Below are 17,390 nucleotides of genomic sequence, written 5' to 3'. Positions count from 1 at the left end.
ATTTCAAATATATTTGTTACTAAATCAAAAAGAGGTGGGCAATATGAGTGTAGATAAAAATAAAAAAGTATTATTTTTGACGGACATGGAAAACGGGCTGGAGCCCATTCTACAAGAAGTGACTCATACTCCAGCAGAAAATATGTTGACGATACAAAGCTATGGTGCCGATATCTCACATCCTTATGGAGAAATCATGAGGTCTGTTATTATTGCAATTTATCAGGAAGATGTTGAGGAGGTTTTTGTTGTAGGAACAAAAGATAAGAGAACTTCCACAGATCATGTACGAACTCAACTTGAAACAATGAAAGATAAACTACAAACATTGGATTATCTTTTTCAAAATTGCAGGCCTGAATTTTCAGGCGGTACATTCGATAAATGGCTAAATGGAAATGAAAATAGCAGTGACGCTATTGAAAAAAGTGTTGATATCATTCGTCATCATCCATTAGTGCCGTCATATGTTAAAGTTCGAGGTTTAATCGTTAATCAAAAGGATGGACAATCCTCAATTGAGGAGGTCCCTGCTATTAAAACAGCGTCAAGCGTTACCTGATCATTGCTTGTCATGATGAAATGATAGATGAGATGTGCACCCATGTATTGAAAAAAGCAGTTCTAAGGAGAATGTATGGACTCTAATTTAACTGATTTTGTAATGAAAACAATAGAGGAAATGAATCCGTTTGATCGTGAAAATATAGAATGTATGAAAAAAGTAATTAGAAAAGCAATTGATTTTTATCATTTAAAATCGTATGAAGAAGTTGAGGAAACTCATGTAGGAAGCGTTCGATTTTTGCATGTACACTCTATGATGGAAGAAAATATGTTATCCAAAATTGTAGTGGTCACAAGAAACGGTAAAACTGATTTGGATATTGAAGGTGTATATGAAGGACATGTTGTAAGAGAATATTAATGAGACGAAATAACAATAGAAGATGCCAATTTTTTTGCCAGGAGATGTTTTATATATGAAAAAGTCGAAGGGTTCTTTTGAATCAGAGATCAGTAAGTCCATTACTCAATGGGAGAAGGATTATCTTGGGCGTGGATCTGTATCTGTTAAGACTGATATACTGCGGGATATGATCATCGTTAATTTAAAAGGAATTTTAACACCAGCTGAATATGCAGTTTGTGGATCAAAAGAGGGTATGTTATCTATCAAACAAACGCGTTCGGAGTTAGTTGAATCAGGTATAGAAGGTCTTAAGGATATCATCCTAACGATAACTGGAGAAGAAGTGAAAAGTTTTCATACTGATTTAAGCTCTCGGACAGGTGAACGAGTGATGGTATTTAAATTGTGTAATGATCTAGAGAAAAATTTGGAAAAGATCTTATAATATAAAAAAGTGAAATGTTTATGAACACTACTATTCAAGCCTGATAGAGGGCTGAAACATTCTGGTTATTCATATGTTGTAATATTTTACTTTTTTAAACAAGACGGAATTTATTGTGAATTGAATATTACTGCCGCTTCTTTTGTTTTACAGTTATGGCATCATTGATGATTTTTTATTCATAACCTAAGCGGACGTGAAGAGAAATCAATTAATAATACACTGTCTTGTTATTCCTGTCGAAAGATCTAACATCCGCCTTTGTTACGAGCGGATGTTTTTTTACATCTATTTAAAATACATGAATTTGATGCTGGTGATTAGTCACTTGAACATATTAAATTCATTTTAACTGAAAAACATCCTTGTCACCTGCCGGGTTCTCCCAATAGTTTAATGACATGATTATGAGACCAATTTCGTAAAGCTTGATGATAAATTTAAGCGGGGAACAAAATTGATATGCTGTCTTCAGTTTCATTTAACGGAATTAGTCAGAGATAACCTTTAATTATGTATATCCAAAAAACGTATTGACGTATCGTAATTTAACGATATAATAATCGTATGGAACCAATTGAAGTATTCAAAGCCTTATCAAATGAATCAAGGCTGCAAATTTTGCAATGGCTGAAGGAACCGGATCGTCATTTTGCGCCCCATGAAGGGATTGATATGAACACAATCGGGGTATGTGTCAGTCAAATAACAGACAAATTGAAAATGACGCAATCGACAGCTTCTCAATATCTTACCATCCTTTTAAGAGCCGGCTTGATTAAGGCGGAGCGTATTGGAAAGTACACATATTACAAAAGAGATGAAGAAGCCATTGGGAAACTTGCTGACCTTCTTAAAACAGAGATATAAAAATAAACATCAAAAGATGTTTATTTTTACACCATACATATCGACATATTGCGATTTGTTTATTTTTTAAATTAATATATCGATATTTCGTGATATGTTGTTCTATTAATGATTAAGGAGTGAACGTTTATGTCTAACACTTGGAAAATTTATATTTTAGCCATTGTCAGTTTTTTAGTCGGAACTTCAGAGTACATCATTTCCGGAATTTTGGATCACATTGCTCATACACTCGGGATAACCTTGGCTGCCGCGGGCCAGCTCATTACAATTTTTTCACTTGTATATGCTCTTTCCACACCCGTACTTATGGCGTTGACAGCAAGTATGGATAGACGCAAATTGATGATGTATGCCCTCGGTTTGTTTGTGTTCGGCAATGTCCTGGCTTTTGTACTGCCTGGTTATGGATGGTTTATTGCAGCGCGGATCATTATGGCGATGGGAGCAGGCGTGGTTGTTGTCACCGCATTAACGATTGCCGCTAAGATTGCATCAGAAGGAAAGCAGGGCAGTGCCATCGCTACTGTCGTGATGGGATTTACCGCTTCTTTAATCATTGGTGTTCCGCTTGGAAGAATGATAGCAGTAGCATTAGGCTGGAAGTCTGTATTTGGTGCAATTGCTTTGTTGGGGTTGATCGCAATGGCCGTTATTTTCTTTACTCTTCCGCATACTGGAGGAGATAAACCTGTACCTTTGCTTCAACAGCTTGCTCTTTTCAAAAAACGGAAAGTGGCTATGGGATTATCAATCACTTTCTTCTGGCTCGGGGGATATTCTGTTGCTTATACCTATCTGTCACCGTATCTCTTGAACATCTCAGGTATAAACGGCAAGCTGCTTAGCGGTGTTTTGCTTATATTTGGAATTGCCAGTTTGGTTGGATCGAAGTTTGGGGGATATAGCACCGATAAATGGGGAGTTCCTTTTACACTCATTGGCGGGATGACATTGCATATCGTCACACTGATTCTGCTGTCACTTGTCACCCATTCATATATCGGAGTGTTGGTGATTCTCATATTATGGTCGTTTGCCGCATGGTCAACCGGTCCGACACAGCAATTTCACCTGGCTACAATAGAACCGGAAATGTCAGGTGTTTTGCTCAGTATTAATCAGTCCATGATGCAACTCGCCATGGCGGTCGGCGCAGGAATAGGAGGGGTTTTTGTGGAAAACGTATCATTAGCCTCGATTACCTGGATTGGTGCGTTAGGGGTTATGATTGCGATTATTGCATCATTGATGATTTTTCATTCACAACCGAAACAGACGCTAAAAGATATCAATCAATAATACAATGCTTTGTTTTCATCCTTAAAGTTCAATGGTTTCATTTCGATAGATCTAACATCCGCTCGTTATACAAGCGGGTGTTTTTTTACAAGCTGTTCAAAGTCCATCCATATGCCTTCCAAGGGCAGACATCGTTCTGTATGTGTCGAAGGCGCACTAAGCTGAAAGAGATTTCTTAAGGCTTTGCTGGCGGAGAGGTGAAGCACGGCACGATTGCCTTCATCGAACACTGGCAACACAAGAGCACGTAAACCTAAGCATCCGGGGAAATGGCAGAGAAGTTGCCGCTCGCGGAGCAAACACTTGCACCATCTCACTGAAAGGCCTAGACGATGCGGATGACAGATTTGTATTGCCGGAAGTAAATCCAGCACACAGCAGATGCGAGATTACATTTAAAATGGCAGCCGAGTTTCTTATAGTAGTAGGACTGATACTAACTGATAAACTAGTTAACACTAGTATATGATGTCAAAATGTTCAGTTTGTTAGGCGTTTTATTAGCTCCTTACAGGAATATTTACAGTGTTTGTGGTATTTATACGTTAATTGGAAGTTAATGCGCTTACTGATATATCTTTGTGGAAAATATGCTGAGTGTCTGTTATCAAACGAGAGAGGGGCTCTTTTATGAAATCAAATGGGGATGAATTGTCGCTGTCTGTTCAGAATTTAGCGAACACAAATGAGATCACGATTGTTCAAGCGATAGGGGAGTTAAAGAAATCAGGAAAAGATGCAATACCTGTTTTGGTTGAGGCCTTAAAAGAGGAAGGCTCTTTGCGTAATATCGCTGCGGCTGTTTTAGGTGAGTTTGGGAAAGATGCGGGTGAAGCGGCGGAGGAGCTGTCATGTTTATTAAAAAGTCATGCAGAAGATACAAGAATGGCTGCGGCCATTTCACTCATGAGAATTGGGAAGCCTAGTCTGCCGTTTGTCATCAAAATCGCTCAAGAAAGTGAAGGGCAATCAAGCTTTTGGGCATCCTGGTGTATTGCATGGATCGATCCGTCTTGCATTGAACCGAAGATGTATGAATGCCTAAAACGCGAGCATGAACATCCTTCAGGAATGGTTGCTCCGTTTGCAGCTGAAGAGGCATTAGGAAAGCTGATTGCTTTTCAGCTTAAAGATAAGGAGGGTTGAAAGTAGGATAGTAGGTGTTGTAGTTTTGTATCGATAAGCTGTAAAAATGAGAATGAGGAACTGTTATTCTCTATTTAGTTCCCGTGAAATTAGGGGAAATGAAAGGACGATAGAAATTCTTATTGGAGGTTGGCAGCCTTTTCTAAGTGAAAGATATGGAGAGAATTTCGAGGCTGCCGCTTATTTTTATTCTTATTTTTCCTGAAAAAGTTTAATCTTTCACTGACAGGACAATACATTCCTTAATGAGTTCCCACCTATCAAGAGCATTTATGGTGAATTCTGATGCGATCACTACGACTAGATCTTTCTCCGGAACACAGCAAATCACATTCCCGGCATCGCCTAGTGCTGAGTATGAGAAAACGCCATCCTCATCACGAAGCCACCATAGATAACCGTAGTTATTGGCGTTCAGCGCTGTTGATTCGTCAATCCATGATGCGGGAACAATCTGCTGATTGTCCCAACAGCCGCGGTTTATATACAAAAGACCAAAACGCGCCATATCCCGCGGAGTCAGCGTAAGCCCCCATCCTCCGGTTGAGTTTCCATCCGGGTCGTTCACCCACCCCCTCACATGTTTACCGAATAAATCGTCAAAGCCGAATGATTTCATTTCATAATTCGGGATTTCTTTCATGCCACTTGGTTTAAACAAGTGTTCGTTGGCAAATTCGCGGGCGTTTTTGCCTGTGCTGCGGGTGACGATGGCTGACAGCAGATGCGCGCCTGCGGTGGAGTATTTAAATGTGCCGATTGTGCCTTCTTGACCCAGCATATTCAGCGTATAGGTGATCCAATCAGGCTGCATACACATCTTGTCGAGTGGTTCGTGCCAGTCTTCAAATGGATAGGGAGCTGTCATCGTGAGAAGGTGGCGTATGGTGATGTCTTGTATTTGTTTATTAGGAGGATCCGGGAAAAAGTCCAGAACGTTTTGGTCGACACTTTTGATGTATCCTGCATGTATTGCAATCCCAATAAGGGCCGACATGATACTTTTGGTTACTGATGCTACATGATGCGTATCAGTCGGTCCATAGCCATGATAATAGCGCTCATAAGCGATGTGTCCATTTTTCACAACTACAATAGCGTTAATATTGCTGTATCGGGACTTTATTTCAGGGTCAAGCTCAGACAGTTTTTTGGCGTCCATCCCCAAGGCTTGCGGGTCTGCAGTTGGCCAGTCGTTTCTTTTCATGACAGTTACCTCTCTTTTTTCTTGATTGGAAAATACACTTCAGTCACGATATCCTCTGGCACACCAGCTTGCTGGTGATCGGTTACATACACTTCATACGGTGATTGGGCCAAATCATAGCCTTCATCATCGACCCATTCCCTCAGCTTAGCGTATACCGAGGTCAATTCTGCATATGGGCCCTTTAAAACAGACTTTGCGCAAAGGCTGCCGTGCAGATATCTTGTCTCCCTTACCGTCTCCTCTATTGGAATCGCAAACTCTGTATCATTGCCGGCAGGGTTGTACTCAGGGCTGTGATAAATGGTCATGGGCGTACCGAGCAAGGTAAGTTTATTAACCGCAATTCTTTCATATAGTCTGCTAAAATACTTCTCATACCCTAAGGCGTAGTCATCACTGCTCATCATTTGGCGTATATAAAGGATGTTCATTGGCTGGGTTTCGGAAAGCTCTACTTCTATATCGTCAAGCCATGACATCATTGATTTGCCCATATCTGCACGCAGAATGTCTTGGTTCAATTGTGTAAGCGTATATTCATAAGCATGGATCTTTGCCTGTACTTCTTTTCTTTTTCTCTGAAGTCCGAAAATTAGTTTTTCTTCTGCCTGGTTCTCTTCTACATTGATCATGGTTTTAATTTCTTCCAGAGAAAAATGATACGACTTTAAACGGTTAATCAAGAGCATTTCCTTCAGCTGCCTGATAGAATAATATCGATATCCATTTTCAGGATTAATGTCTTCGGGGTGAATGAGCCCGATTTCATCATAGTATCGCAGTGTTTTTGTTGATACTTTGCATATCTTTGAAAATTCACCGATCGATAGCAAGTGATCACCTCCATGCTCCAAATGTACACCTTTCCGTAAGGGCAAAGTCAAATGTCAAAATAAAATCTTTCCATAGTTAATCAGAAATTTATTTTCATATCGTATCCTTTCCGTATCACGTGAAAGGAGCATCATATGAAAACATTATGGAAAGTCTTAAAAGTCTTTTTTGGCAGCCTGGCTGCTTTGGTTTTACTTGTATCCGTCTCCGTTTTTATTTACCACCATTATCAATTAAATAAGGAAGCAGCACTGTTAAAAGGCAAAGGCACAGTAGTCGATGTTGATGGTAAAAAGATAAATGTATATGAAGAGGGAAGCGGGAAGGATACGTTTGTGTTTATGTCCGGTTCGGGGATCGCTGCGCCTGCTTATGAGATGAAAGGTTTGTACAGCAAGTTTTCAAAAGAAAATAAGATTGCTGTTGTTGATCGGGCTGGTTATGGATACAGTGATGTGTCTCACGATGACAGAGATATTGATACGGTACTGGAACAGACGAGGAAAGCGCTTATGAAAAGCGGAAATAAGCCTCCTTATATTTTAATGTCTCATTCCATATCCGGGATTGAAGCCATTTATTGGGCTCAGAAATACCCTAAGGAAATCAAGGCCATTATTGCGATGGACATTGGATTGCCCCAGCAGTATGTCACGTATAAATTGAGCAGGATCGACAGACTGAAAGTGAGAGGGTTCCACCTGTTAACCTCGATTGGTTTTCATCGGTTTATGCCTTCTGCTGTATATAATCCTGAGGTGATTCGGCAGTCGTTTTTAACTGATGAAGAAAAAGAAATCTATAAAGCCATTAACTTTAAGCAATTTTTTAATGCAGATATGGAGCATGAGCTTTTACAGTCTTACCAAAATGGCAGCAAATCTGTGAATCTGCCGGCGCCAAAAGAAACTCCCGTCTTGATTTTAGATGCGGTCTCTGACCAAAATAGAAATTCAAAGTATGCCATACAAAACCGAAAAGATTATGAAGCGTTTGCGGCTCAATTCAATACAGCCGAAATAAAGGAACTAAGGGGAACACACAGTATTTATTTATATCAGCCTGATCAAATATATAAACTTTCCATGGAGTTTATGAGAAAGGTTCGCTAGGATGAAGGGTTATCATATTTTAATCGTGGAAGATGATGTGACGATTGGTGATCTACTGCAAAAGATTTTGCAGCGTGAGGGATATCATGTGATGTGGAAAACAGATGGAGCGGATGTGCTTTCGGTGATTCAGAAGGTGGATTTGGTCATTATGGATGTGATGCTGCCGGGTGAAGACGGATATCAAATGTCTGCTAAAATCAAAAAGCTGGGGCTGCGCATTCCGGTCATTTTTCTCTCGGCCCGCAATGATATGGACAGCAAGCTCCAAGGTTTGCAGATCGGTGAGGATTATATGGTAAAGCCTTTTGACCCGCGAGAGCTGCTATTAAGAATGCAGAATATGCTTGAGCATCATTATGGCACTTTTACGCAAATCAAACATTTGTATATTGATGCGGAAACCAAAAAAGTGTTCAATGAAAGCCTGCATGATGAGGTGCTGTTTACTGCGATTGAGCGGAAAATTTTCTTTTATTTATATGAAAATAGAGACAGCACCCTGACAAAGGAACATTTCTTTGAATATCTGTGGCAGCTCGAAGACAGAAACCCGAATATCGTCAATGTGCACATTAAAAAAATCAGAGGCAAAATCAAGGATCAAGCGGGTGAGATTATTGAAAATATATACGGAGAAGGGTATCGGCTGAATACCGTTGTGAAGAAATGAAGCTAAAGACAAAATATCAGTTGTTATTGTTTACAGCCGTCATTAGTGTTCCGGTACTGTTGCTGGCGGTTAGCATTTTGATGTCGGTGATTTATGACAGCATGTTTAAACCGATGAATCATGGTATGCCTTTTCACAGGTCGTTTGCGTATCCCGCAATGATCGTTGTATTTTTGCTATCACTCTTATTGTTAGCTTTTTTATTTTCAAAGTCGATTCATTCTCTGCTGCATAAAATCAATCTGTTAAATCAAACCATTCGACACCTGGCGAGTGATCAAAAGGTGCCAGATAAAATAGAAGTGAAACGTGCTGATGAAATCGGGGAACTGATCAAGTCGGTCAATTTGTTAATTGAACGAACGACATACCGTGAACTGGAACTGAGGCAGCAGGAGGAAATTAAAAAGGAGCTTTTGCAAAAACTGCGGCATGACATTAATACACCTTTAACCGCTCTCAGGCTGCAGTTATTTTATTTGGAAGGCCAATGTCATGATCAGGCCGTATTTGAATCATTGTATCAGCAAATCCACTATATCGCGGAATTAACAAATGAATTCAATCTATATTCCGCTGAGACGTTAGAAAGTTCTTATATCATAAATGAAGAAGTGAGTCTAAACGAGCTGTTAGAAACAGCAGTTAAAAAGTGGGATTATTTATACAGTATGAATGGGATTGGGCTGCGCTATAAGCCGGCAGATCAAGATGTGATATGGATGAGCAACCGGTTATGGATGCAAAGGCTGTTCGATAATATTTTTCAAAACACGTTAAAGCATTCAAAAGCTAAAAAAATGGAAGTCACGATTGAACATGGGACTGTTTCTATTTGCGATGACGGTATTGGATTTGATCGGAATGAGAACAGTGAGGGGCTTGGATTAAAGATTATTGATGATATATGCAGGCTGCTTGCGATTACTTATGAGTTGCAGACAAATGAGAATGGAACGAGGTTCTTGCTTTCAAAAGAGTGACCCCGCTGATGTTTTTCTTTCTCCTATAAACTCTATATAATAGGAAGAAAGAAATGGGGTGATCAGCGTATGTTTAAAAAAATCATTAAAACGATCAAGCACCTCTCAAGCAGCTCGAGTGATCGCTATCGCAAACACCGGCATTACAGCAGCAGCCGGCGCCGGCATTACCGAAGCTACAGCAGCAGCTCAGGCAAAAGAAGGAACTACGACCGTTATGGCGGCAGTCATCGCTACAAGCGCCGGAGCTACAGCAGCAGTTAATCTCAAAAAAGTTCTTGTTCCGTCTTGGGACAAGGGTTTTTTTATGTGACTGATTGAATCGCGCGGTTCAGGTCTTCGCGAATCAAAGCGGTGTGCTGGTACTCTTCATCGATGCCCAATAATTTTTTCAGCAGCAAGGTTACTTCTTTCGTCAGCGTTAATTCCTCCAGCCAAGTGCCGTTTTTCTTCTTTTTTCCTTTATATTGAGAGTACAGCAGGAATAACAGTGTTTCTCCGAGATCGAAGAAGTCATCCTGTTTCCTCACCTTTACTTCCTCCGTTTCTTCAGGAGTCAATTGTTTTGCAAGGCCGAAATCGATGAGGCAGAGCCTGCCGTTATTGATAATCATATTAGGCGTTCTGATGTCGCTGTGAAAAATCAGGCGTTCATGCAGGTATTCTACAATCTCAAGCAGCTGTGAAATCAGCTGTAACGCCATAAGCTCTGTAAACGGCTGTTTTCGAAAAAATAATAATTCTTCTATATTATTTCCCTCAACCAGCTGCATGACATAATAAGCCTGTCCGTCTATGATGAAATCTTCTATGAAGGCCGGGATTTGCGGGTGGTGAATGCTCTGGAGCAGTTTTATTTCCTGCTGGAAACGGACTCTTTCTTTTTCCTTTTTCGCTTTTGTCGGCCGGAGCTGTTTTAAGACATAAGATGTTTGAGTATGGATATCGGTGCACAAATAAACCAAGCCATAGCCGCCCATTCCGAGGCATTCTTCGATTCTGTATTGATGATTTAGGATAACGCCGTCCTTTAGAGGGCGGTCAAAAAGTAGCTTTTTGAGCTGTTTTAATGCCATGTCTGCACTTCCCTTGGTTGTACTGATTACAGTTTATCAAAACAATTGTATTCTAGGCTAAAAATAAAAAAGAGCCGGCTCATGGAATTTGAACCAGCTCAGTATGAATTAAAACTGCTTTGTGACATCGTATTCATAATCTATTTTTGCTTTTACATTACTCATCGTCGATCTAGCAGTCGCTAATGTATTATATTTAAAACTCCATACCTTAGCGACACTGAGTTGATCTGACAATGATATATCATAAGACCCTGACGTCGAGCTATTCACAAGTGCACGGCGCCATTCGTTATTTTCACTCGTCATGATGAAGTGGCGTGTATTTCCCTGGCTTGGTGTTTGAGTGGCGGTTGTTTGGACTCTAGTTACAATGGCATCGCGCGGTATTCCAGATTGGTTTGTTAAATCAACCTTGATCACGCTGGAGTCAGAACCTGAGGGGCTAAGGGTAGTATTTCCTTTATTTTCAGCAACGCCGCTGAATTGGAACGTTCCGCTGCCGGATTTGATTCGGTCTTCAATTGAAAGTGTGAAATACATGTTCCCGGTATAGGTGCCGCGTGACACTTTCACATAGAAGGTATCCGTCGTGTTTTGGGCGTCAGCATTGGCATAAATAAAAGAAGAGAACGTATTAGGATTAATCACTTCTGTGCCTTGTGAAACAGGTGCTCTGTTCTTATCGTAAATTTCAATTTTCATCCCTGTGTACGCGCTCTGGTATGTACTTCTCACGTATACTTTTTCTCCCTTATAAGCTGTAAAAGTGAAATAGGCTTCATCTTGTCCGGCTTCCAGTATCGTTGTATCGATATTCTTATATTTCCAATATCCGATTGGTGCTGCGGTATCAAATGAATTGTTTCCTGTAATAGCAGTGACTCCGGCAGCTGATGCCGAATAAGTAAAGGTGAATAAGACAGCCAGCATAATAGCGAATGGAAAGAGCCATTTTTTCATCATGTAAACAACCTCCTTTTATTTCCATCATACATAATAATATTTTAAGTGTAAATAAATGTTTTTTGAGGTTAATATATACATTGGTGTTGCCGATAAAAAGAGTAAGAGAGAATTGTTCAGGAGGGAACCCAATGCGTCTGAATCGGCAATTTATCCGTACCCAGCTGATGGCACAGAACATATTGAATAGGAATGCGGCTGTTACACGCGAGAATACGTCTGAAAATACAGCAGCGGTGCTGGAAAAGGCATACAGCAGGCTTGAGTCACGATCTTCAAATGAGGGAATCAAACAGTTCAATTATTCTAAAACCAGCGTGGCGGGAAACAGCGGGACTTTCAGCAAAGTGTATCAATCAGCGAATGATCGAACAGTGACAGATACAGGGGAGGAAACAGTGATTCAATCCAAGAACCCCTATGTATCTGAGAGTGATATCAGAATCAAAATACTAGATGAAAAATACAGCAGGATGAATGCGATTAACAAAACGAAGTCTGATCCATTAGGCTATATAAAGGATAAGTACCAAAATGCAAAGTCTCCTTATTACAGAAGTGATCTGTCAGCTGCAGAAAGACAGGCTGCTTACGATAATGAAACAGAATGGCTATTCAAAGGTAAGGCCCAAAACTATAATCTGCAGGATGCCGCATTTCGCAATGTCACGTTTAATGGGGAAGTGGAGGCTGAGAATGCTAAGGTGTATCAGCGAAGCCAGGTTAACCAGCAGCTGCAAGTGCTGTTGAACCGAAACCATATTCACATTCCGCAGGGGACAGAGCTGACGTTTACGATTACGCCGATTGACTATAAGGTACAGGTGAGCGGGACAGGCGATCAGGCACTGATTGAGCAAATTGAGCAAGTGCTGCAATCTGGAGACAACAGCAAAGAGCTATTTTTACATATCATGAAAAGCCTAAGCGGTGATTCAACACAATTTTCCGAAGAGGCATATCAAAAGTATCAAGCTGCTCGTGAGATGTATGAAGTCACAGGCTATCATTTGAAGGATTTAGAAGTGATTGATGGGCGGTACGTAACGCCTGATGGACGTGACTTATTAGACGTATATAAAGAAGAGCTTGAAAAAGATCCTGTGCAAAAACAAACGGCTTCTTATGCTATATCCCACTATCGTTCAGAGCTCAGTAAAATGGCGAAAGCCGGGTATGATGCCATTCCGGATTTTATCCTATCAATTGATTACAGCAATGGATCTCTGAGAGATGTGGGGCAAAGCAAGAGCTATGGCACCGGAGATACCGATTGGCTTAAGACATTAAGGCACCAAAAGGGTGTGAATGATTAGAAAGCTGTTCATTGTGAACAGCTTATTTTTTATGAGAATTTAAGGTAGAAATATGATATTCATATTTAAATCATTTCATTATATTTATATAAAATATTTTAAGCGAAGTTTTAATTAAAAACTCTGAATAATGTGTTTGCCTGAAAAAAACAATTGTATTTTCTAGAGAAATTTATTATGATGAAATAAGTAATTTTGGAGATTATATAACAATTTTAAGTTTGAATTTTCTGATTGTTATAACTGATTGGTGAGAAAGATGTGGAGGCAAGCAGGCCTGCTGTTTTCTCATTTTCGAGTATTTTGTAAGAGGGGGAAGAGGAATGGCAAATAAAGAATTAAAGAGGGGCCTGGGCGCGCGTCATATTCAGATGATCGCCTTGGGCGGTACGATCGGTGTCGGCTTGTTTATGGGCTCAGCCAGCACCATTTCATGGACTGGCCCGTCTGTCCTTCTGGCTTATGCAATATGCGGAATTTTTATCTTTTTTATTATGCGTGCGATGGGTGAAATGCTGTATGTCGAACCGAGTACGGGTTCTTTTGCGACATTCGGCCATCAATATATTCATCCGCTGGCAGGTTATATGACAGCATGGAGCAACTGGTTCCAGTGGATTATCGTCGGCATGTCAGAAATTATCGCTGTCGGTTCATATATGAAGTATTGGTTCCCGGATTTGCCTGCTTGGATACCTGGTATCGTGGCAATGGTGATTCTTGGTGCGGCGAACTTAATTTCTGTTAAGTCGTTTGGCGAGTTTGAATTTTGGTTTGCGATGATTAAAATCGTGACGATTATCTTGATGATTATTGCGGGATTCGGGATTATTTTCTTCGGGTTTGGCAACGGCGGAGATGCGATCGGCTTGTCGAATCTGTGGTCTCATGGAGGATTCTTTGCAGGCGGTTTCTCTGGATTCTTCTTTGCTCTGTCTCTCGTCATTGCGGCCTATCAAGGGGTTGAGCTGATCGGGATTACAGCCGGTGAAGCGAAGGACCCGCAAAACACGCTAAGAAGTGCGATTCAAAGTATTATCTGGCGTATTTTGATTTTCTACATTGGCGCTATTTTTGTAATCGTGACCGTGTATCCTTGGGATGAGCTCAACTCACTCGGAAGTCCGTTCGTGTCTACGTTCTCGAAAATCGGAATTACGGCAGCGGCCGGCATTATTAACTTTGTCGTCATTACTGCGGCAATGTCCGGCTGTAACAGCGGTATTTTCAGTGCAGGACGCATGCTTTATACACTGGGTGTAAATGGACAAGCACCGAAATTCTTTAAGAAGATCTCACGCAATGGTGTGCCGCTGTATGGGACAATTGCGGTGCTGATCGGTTTGGCTGTCGGTGTTGTGCTGAACTATATCGCGCCTCCGAAGATCTTTGTCTATGTATACAGTGCAAGTGTGCTGCCGGGCATGATTCCTTGGTTTATCATTTTGATCAGCCACATCGGATTCAGAAAAGCGAAGGGTGCTGCATTAGATAAACATCCATTCAAAATGCCGTTTGCACCTTTCACAAACTATGTGACGATTGCTTTCTTGCTGATGGTTCTGGTCGGTATGTGGTTTAATGATGATACTCGTATCTCTCTGATTGTAGGCGTGATTTTCTTAGCGCTTGTGGTCATTAGTTATTATGTGTTTGGGATTGGCAAACGTACGCAGGCCAATTTGACCAAAAGCGGCCGAGCGGCTGAATAACCATAGAAAAAGAGACATTCACGGATGTCTCTTTTTTTATTTTTCGTGTATGGATTTTCCCCATTTTAGCAAGCTATAGGATAAAGATAGCAGAAGGAAAGGTGTGCATAAAATGGATGTTACACTCGGTTATTTGCGCGAATCACTTTCAAATCATCTTGAAAATGAAGTCTGCCAGCAGATTTGCAAGAAGATGCTAGCGAAGCGGTATGTGAATGAAGAGGAATTTGTAAAAGACTTAGATGACAATGAAATGTCTTTTTTGAACCATGTATTAGAAAAAGAAATTAAGTATGCGCAGAATGAACAGGATCAAAAACGGGCTAAGGAATTAAACGAGGTGTATGAATTACTGCTTTGAAAGGCGGGGAAGAAATGGGAGCAATTGAACGAAGCGGATATACATTTCAGCCGGAGTTTAGCGTCGTCCGACAAAATGGAGCCATCCATGTGTACCATCACGGAGAGTTTGTGGAAGAAATCGAATTTGAATTTAATGGGGAATATCCTGATCATGATTTGATTGAAGAGCTTGTGAATCATTATTGTTTCGAGCATGACATTTAGAGCCCTGCCTTGCAGGGCTCCTTCATTTATGATGTGATCAGGCCATACTTTTTCAGGATATCCACTGTGATGTTTTTGGCTTTTGTACCGGAATCATCGACATTGGTGACAAAAATATACGAGCCATGCTCTGTTTTGATGAATCCGACAAACCAGCCTAATCCCATATCTGTCAGGCGGGTTCCGGTTTTTCCGTAGAGCGTGTAGTGCTCTCCTTCCTCTTGAATCATCATGCGCTTGACGGTTTTCATCACCGATTTGTCAAATGGAAGCTCCTCTTTTACAAGCTTCTCCAAAAAGGCCTCTTGTTCCAGCGGAGATATTGTCAGCGAGCTTTGCAGCCAAAACTGGTCGATCCCCCCGCTGATATCCTTATTGCCGTATGACAGAGTATGAAGCCATGTTTTCATCCTTTCATCACCGATATCTCTCGCTAATGCTTGATAATACCAGATGGCGGATTCCCGCATGGCCGAGCCTAGCGTATGGTCGCGGTTCCATGATTCGAATTCGCGCTTGACCCCGTCCCACCGTTTGACATCGTATTCATCCCGAACAGCTTTCACCTGTAACCCGATTAAGGCGTTCACGACTTTAAAGGTGGACTGCGGAGTTTGTCTTTTGTTTGCCCGTTCTCTGTTGTAGACAAAGGTCTTGTCCTTTTGCACATCGTGAAGAATGAAGGTTCCGTCCGTATCCTTGAATTCGTCATCGACATTCATTTGGCCGACATTCAGATGTTTCTCATGGGCAGACGATGATGCCTGAACGGAAAAGCCGCCGACCCCTGCAATACTCAGCACAAGCACAACATATATCCATTTCTTCATTTTGTTCTCCCCTTTGTTTTGATCAACTACCTTTTCTCTATTTCTTGTGTTCTTCCTTTGAAAATTAAGAAAAAAGCGCTTAAATTTGGTTTTGTAAACAAATACTGTTACTGGGTTTATATTCGGAAGATAACGTGAAAATAGAGGGTAAAAAGGAAGGCAGGGTAATCGTATGAATGAGCAGATTCCACACGACAAAAGTCTTGATAACAGCCTGACGCTGATGCAGGAAGGATATTTATTTATCAAAAACAGAACAGAGCGCTATCACTCAGACCTGTTTCAGGCCCGTTTATTGGGAAAAACCTTTATTTGCATGACCGGTGCTGAGGCAGCGAAGCTGTTTTATGATACGGAGCGGTTTCAGCGGCAGAATGCTTTGCCGAAGCGGGTGCAGAAAACGCTGTTTGGCGTAAATGCGATTCAGACGATGGATGGCGACGCGCATATCCATCGGAAGCTGCTTTTTCTGTCATTAATGACACCGCCGCATCAAAAGCGTTTGGCTGAGCTGATGACAGAGGAGTGGGAAGCGGCAGTCACGAGATGGGAGAAGGCGGATCAGGTTGTGTTATTTGAGGAAGCAAAAGAAATCCTATGCAGGGTGGCGTGCTATTGGGCTGGCGTTCCGCTGAAGGAAACGGAAGTCAAAGAGAGAGCGGATGACTTCATTGATATGGTCGACGCGTTCGGTGCTGTAGGGCCGCGGCATTGGAAGGGAAGAAGAGCAAGGCCGCGTGCGGAAGAGTGGATTGAAAGAATGATTGAAGATGTTCGTGCCGGCTTGCTGAAAACACCTGCCGGAACAGCACTGCATGAAATGGCGTTTCACACACAAGAAGATGGCAACCAGCTGGATTCCCGGATGGCCGCCATTGAGCTGATTAATGTCCTGCGGCCTATCGTCGCCATTTCTTACTTTCTTGTGTTTTCAGCTTTGGCGCTTCATAAGCATCCGAAGTATAAGGAATGGCTGTGTTCTGGAAGCAGCCGGGAAAGAGAAATGTTTGTGCAAGAGGTCCGCAGATATTATCCGTTCGGCCCGTTTTTAGGGGCGCTTGTTAAAAAGGATTTTGAATGGAATAACTGTGAGTTTAAGAAGGGCACATCGGTACTGCTTGATGTTTATGGAACGAATCACGACCCTCGCTTATGGGACAACCCTGATGAATTTCGGCCTGAACGATTTGAGGAGCGGGAGGAAAATCCGTTTGATTTGATTCCTCAAGGCGGAGGTCACGCGGAGAAAGGGCATCGCTGTCCAGGGGAAGGCATTACTATTGAAGTCATGAAAGCAAGCCTGGATTTTCTCGTCAAACAGATTGAATACGACGTTCCGGAACAATCGCTGCATTACAGTCTCGCGAGAATGCCGTCATTGCCTGAAAGCGGTTTTGTGATGAGCGGAATCAGACGGAAAAGTTAAATATAAAAG

At 41.5% G+C, this 17,390-nt stretch carries 18 protein-coding genes and 3 pseudogenes; 16 read left to right on the top strand and 5 right to left on the bottom strand.

The window, feature by feature from the left end:
- Positions 1-43 precede the first annotated feature (43 nt).
- The 7 genes and pseudogenes from AC0DBE_RS19840 (at position 44) to skfG (ending at position 4,676) form a co-directional block, all read left to right on the top strand.
- Positions 44-578: pseudogene (locus AC0DBE_RS19840) on the top strand (carbonic anhydrase).
- 59 nt (positions 579-637) lie between these two features.
- Entirely contained in the window at positions 638-928 is a 291-nt protein-coding gene (locus tag AC0DBE_RS19835; RefSeq protein WP_014112454.1) for a DUF6407 family protein, read from the top strand.
- Between the two features lie 55 nt (positions 929-983).
- A complete protein-coding gene (locus tag AC0DBE_RS19830) occupies positions 984-1,358 on the top strand; it encodes a Na-translocating system protein MpsC family protein (protein WP_014112455.1) in 375 nt (124 codons plus the stop codon).
- A 567-nt stretch (positions 1,359-1,925) separates the two neighbouring features.
- Positions 1,926-2,228 carry an ArsR/SmtB family transcription factor gene (locus AC0DBE_RS19825; RefSeq protein WP_014112457.1) on the top strand — a complete coding sequence of 101 codons (303 nt, stop codon included), beginning with the start codon at positions 1,926-1,928 and terminating at the stop codon, positions 2,226-2,228.
- A 129-nt stretch (positions 2,229-2,357) separates the two neighbouring features.
- Positions 2,358-3,530, top strand: coding sequence for an MFS transporter (locus tag AC0DBE_RS19820; RefSeq protein ID WP_061186956.1), 1,173 nt, complete (start codon positions 2,358-2,360; stop codon positions 3,528-3,530).
- 132 nt (positions 3,531-3,662) lie between these two features.
- Positions 3,663-3,903, top strand: a pseudogene (locus tag AC0DBE_RS19815) (glutamine--fructose-6-phosphate transaminase (isomerizing)); the annotation flags it as partial.
- A gap of 257 nt (positions 3,904-4,160) precedes the next feature.
- The gene (gene skfG, locus AC0DBE_RS19810) at positions 4,161-4,676 is read left to right on the top strand and encodes a sporulation killing factor biosynthesis/export protein SkfG (protein WP_472963479.1); all 516 of its coding nucleotides are present in this window, start codon (positions 4,161-4,163) and stop codon (positions 4,674-4,676) included.
- Positions 4,677-4,887: 211 nt separating this feature from the next.
- Here the strand turns inward: skfG and AC0DBE_RS19805 are convergent, their stop codons facing one another.
- On the bottom strand, positions 4,888-5,883 hold the full coding sequence (locus AC0DBE_RS19805; RefSeq protein WP_472963477.1) for a serine hydrolase domain-containing protein: 996 nt from the start codon (positions 5,881-5,883) through the stop codon (positions 4,888-4,890).
- A gap of 5 nt (positions 5,884-5,888) precedes the next feature.
- Entirely contained in the window at positions 5,889-6,719 is an 831-nt protein-coding gene (locus AC0DBE_RS19800; RefSeq protein ID WP_014112461.1) for a MerR family transcriptional regulator, read from the bottom strand.
- A 135-nt stretch (positions 6,720-6,854) separates the two neighbouring features.
- Between AC0DBE_RS19800 and AC0DBE_RS19795 the strand changes: the two genes are divergently transcribed.
- The 4 genes and pseudogenes from AC0DBE_RS19795 to AC0DBE_RS19780 all read left to right on the top strand — a co-directional run bounded on the left by AC0DBE_RS19795 (position 6,855) and on the right by AC0DBE_RS19780 (position 9,809).
- Complete coding sequence (locus tag AC0DBE_RS19795; protein ID WP_242735055.1) at positions 6,855-7,832, top strand: alpha/beta hydrolase; 978 nt, start codon at positions 6,855-6,857, stop codon at positions 7,830-7,832.
- A 1-nt stretch (position 7,833) separates the two neighbouring features.
- The gene (gene ybdJ / locus AC0DBE_RS19790) at positions 7,834-8,505 is read left to right on the top strand and encodes a two-component system response regulator YbdJ (RefSeq protein ID WP_072565656.1); all 672 of its coding nucleotides are present in this window, start codon (positions 7,834-7,836) and stop codon (positions 8,503-8,505) included.
- A complete protein-coding gene (gene ybdK / locus AC0DBE_RS19785; RefSeq protein ID WP_472963475.1) occupies positions 8,502-9,488 on the top strand; it encodes a two-component system sensor histidine kinase YbdK in 987 nt (328 codons plus the stop codon). The genes ybdJ and ybdK overlap by 4 nt, the downstream gene beginning before the upstream one ends.
- Positions 9,489-9,546: 58 nt before the next feature.
- A pseudogene (locus tag AC0DBE_RS19780) lies at positions 9,547-9,809 on the top strand (hypothetical protein).
- Here AC0DBE_RS19780 and AC0DBE_RS19775 read toward each other — a convergent pair.
- Together AC0DBE_RS19775 and AC0DBE_RS19770 are read right to left on the bottom strand one after the other, a co-directional pair.
- A complete protein-coding gene (locus tag AC0DBE_RS19775) occupies positions 9,794-10,564 on the bottom strand; it encodes a serine/threonine protein kinase (RefSeq protein ID WP_061186963.1) in 771 nt (256 codons plus the stop codon). The pseudogene AC0DBE_RS19780 and the gene AC0DBE_RS19775 sit on opposite strands and share 16 nt — an antisense overlap.
- A 108-nt stretch (positions 10,565-10,672) precedes the next feature.
- Positions 10,673-11,530 carry a hypothetical protein gene (locus AC0DBE_RS19770; RefSeq protein WP_061186964.1) on the bottom strand — a complete coding sequence of 286 codons (858 nt, stop codon included), beginning with the start codon at positions 11,528-11,530 and terminating at the stop codon, positions 10,673-10,675.
- A 131-nt stretch (positions 11,531-11,661) separates the two neighbouring features.
- Here AC0DBE_RS19770 and AC0DBE_RS19765 point away from each other — a divergent pair, with 131 nt between their 5' ends.
- The 4 genes from AC0DBE_RS19765 to AC0DBE_RS19750 all read left to right on the top strand — a co-directional run bounded on the left by AC0DBE_RS19765 (position 11,662) and on the right by AC0DBE_RS19750 (position 15,125).
- A complete protein-coding gene (locus AC0DBE_RS19765) occupies positions 11,662-12,846 on the top strand; it encodes a DUF4885 domain-containing protein (RefSeq protein ID WP_457895617.1) in 1,185 nt (394 codons plus the stop codon).
- A gap of 323 nt (positions 12,847-13,169) precedes the next feature.
- Positions 13,170-14,558, top strand: coding sequence for an amino acid permease (locus AC0DBE_RS19760; RefSeq protein ID WP_072565660.1), 1,389 nt, complete (start codon positions 13,170-13,172; stop codon positions 14,556-14,558).
- 112 nt (positions 14,559-14,670) lie between these two features.
- Positions 14,671-14,919, top strand: coding sequence for a sigma-G-dependent sporulation-specific acid-soluble spore protein CsgA (gene csgA / locus AC0DBE_RS19755; protein ID WP_014112471.1), 249 nt, complete (start codon positions 14,671-14,673; stop codon positions 14,917-14,919).
- 14 nt (positions 14,920-14,933) lie between these two features.
- Positions 14,934-15,125 carry a DUF5370 family protein gene (locus AC0DBE_RS19750; RefSeq protein WP_041521120.1) on the top strand — a complete coding sequence of 64 codons (192 nt, stop codon included), beginning with the start codon at positions 14,934-14,936 and terminating at the stop codon, positions 15,123-15,125.
- Between the two features lie 26 nt (positions 15,126-15,151).
- Here the strand turns inward: AC0DBE_RS19750 and blaOXA are convergent, their stop codons facing one another.
- Positions 15,152-15,955 carry a class D beta-lactamase gene (blaOXA, locus tag AC0DBE_RS19745; protein WP_472963470.1) on the bottom strand — a complete coding sequence of 268 codons (804 nt, stop codon included), beginning with the start codon at positions 15,953-15,955 and terminating at the stop codon, positions 15,152-15,154.
- A 172-nt stretch (positions 15,956-16,127) separates the two neighbouring features.
- Between blaOXA and AC0DBE_RS19740 the strand changes: the two genes are divergently transcribed.
- Positions 16,128-17,381: a cytochrome P450 gene (locus tag AC0DBE_RS19740; protein ID WP_326201872.1), complete on the top strand. Its 1,254-nt coding sequence runs from the start codon at positions 16,128-16,130 to the stop codon at positions 17,379-17,381.
- Positions 17,382-17,390 lie beyond the last annotated feature (9 nt).

The sequence above is a fragment of the Bacillus sp. VA15 genome, from assembly GCF_055721145.1.
This window is presented reverse-complemented; position numbering and strand designations above follow the sequence as displayed.

Excerpts from the sequence above, each read along its gene's own strand:
- AC0DBE_RS19835 (WP_014112454.1), top strand. The coding sequence starts at position 638 with ATGGACTCTAATTTAACTGATTTTGTAATGAAAACAATAGAGGAAATG.
- AC0DBE_RS19830 (WP_014112455.1), top strand. The coding sequence starts at position 984 with ATGAAAAAGTCGAAGGGTTCTTTTGAATCAGAGATCAGTAAGTCCATT.
- AC0DBE_RS19825 (WP_014112457.1), top strand. The coding sequence starts at position 1,926 with ATGGAACCAATTGAAGTATTCAAAGCCTTATCAAATGAATCAAGGCTG.
- AC0DBE_RS19820 (WP_061186956.1), top strand. The coding sequence starts at position 2,358 with ATGTCTAACACTTGGAAAATTTATATTTTAGCCATTGTCAGTTTTTTA.
- skfG (WP_472963479.1), top strand. The coding sequence starts at position 4,161 with ATGAAATCAAATGGGGATGAATTGTCGCTGTCTGTTCAGAATTTAGCG.
- AC0DBE_RS19805 (WP_472963477.1), bottom strand. The coding sequence starts at position 5,883 with ATGAAAAGAAACGACTGGCCAACTGCAGACCCGCAAGCCTTGGGGATG.
- AC0DBE_RS19795 (WP_242735055.1), top strand. The coding sequence starts at position 6,855 with ATGAAAACATTATGGAAAGTCTTAAAAGTCTTTTTTGGCAGCCTGGCT.
- ybdJ (WP_072565656.1), top strand. The coding sequence starts at position 7,834 with ATGAAGGGTTATCATATTTTAATCGTGGAAGATGATGTGACGATTGGT.
- ybdK (WP_472963475.1), top strand. The coding sequence starts at position 8,502 with ATGAAGCTAAAGACAAAATATCAGTTGTTATTGTTTACAGCCGTCATT.
- AC0DBE_RS19775 (WP_061186963.1), bottom strand. The coding sequence starts at position 10,564 with ATGGCATTAAAACAGCTCAAAAAGCTACTTTTTGACCGCCCTCTAAAG.
- AC0DBE_RS19770 (WP_061186964.1), bottom strand. The coding sequence starts at position 11,530 with ATGATGAAAAAATGGCTCTTTCCATTCGCTATTATGCTGGCTGTCTTA.
- AC0DBE_RS19765 (WP_457895617.1), top strand. The coding sequence starts at position 11,662 with ATGCGTCTGAATCGGCAATTTATCCGTACCCAGCTGATGGCACAGAAC.
- AC0DBE_RS19760 (WP_072565660.1), top strand. The coding sequence starts at position 13,170 with ATGGCAAATAAAGAATTAAAGAGGGGCCTGGGCGCGCGTCATATTCAG.
- csgA (WP_014112471.1), top strand. The coding sequence starts at position 14,671 with ATGGATGTTACACTCGGTTATTTGCGCGAATCACTTTCAAATCATCTT.
- AC0DBE_RS19750 (WP_041521120.1), top strand. The coding sequence starts at position 14,934 with ATGGGAGCAATTGAACGAAGCGGATATACATTTCAGCCGGAGTTTAGC.
- blaOXA (WP_472963470.1), bottom strand. The coding sequence starts at position 15,955 with ATGAAGAAATGGATATATGTTGTGCTTGTGCTGAGTATTGCAGGGGTC.
- AC0DBE_RS19740 (WP_326201872.1), top strand. The coding sequence starts at position 16,128 with ATGAATGAGCAGATTCCACACGACAAAAGTCTTGATAACAGCCTGACG.